This is a genomic window from Streptomyces sp. PKU-EA00015 (assembly GCF_013387495.1).
Classification (GTDB): domain Bacteria; phylum Actinomycetota; class Actinomycetes; order Streptomycetales; family Streptomycetaceae; genus Streptomyces.
This window is the reverse complement of sequence record NZ_JABZEE010000153.1, coordinates 1-369: the sequence shown is the minus strand read 5'-3', so window position 1 is coordinate 369 and position 369 is coordinate 1. Positions and strand designations below refer to the sequence as shown.

Here is a 369-nt window from a genome sequence, read left to right as displayed (position 1 = left end):
CAACCCCGTATGCGCAACCCCTGCCGGGTATCACACGCATACGGTTTGGCCTCATCCGGTTTCGCTCGCCACTACTCCCGGAATCACGGTTGTTTTCTCTTCCTGAGGGTACTGAGATGTTTCACTTCCCCTCGTTCCCTCCACACTGCCTATGTGTTCAGCAGCGGGTGACAGCCCATGACGACTGCCGGGTTTCCCCATTCGGAAACCCCCGGATCAAAGCCTGGTTGACGGCTCCCCGGGGACTATCGTGGCCTCCCACGTCCTTCATCGGTTCCTGGTGCCAAGGCATCCACCGTGCGCCCTTAAAAACTTGGCCACAGATGCTCGCGTCCACTGTGCAGTTCTCAAGCAACGACCAGCCACCCA

Annotated in this window: 1 rRNA gene; it reads right to left on the bottom strand. The window is 59.1% G+C overall.

The features are described from left to right. A 23S ribosomal RNA gene (locus HW130_RS35310) occupies nt 1-319 on the bottom strand; the annotation flags it as partial. Between the last annotated feature and the right edge of the window lie 50 nt (nt 320-369).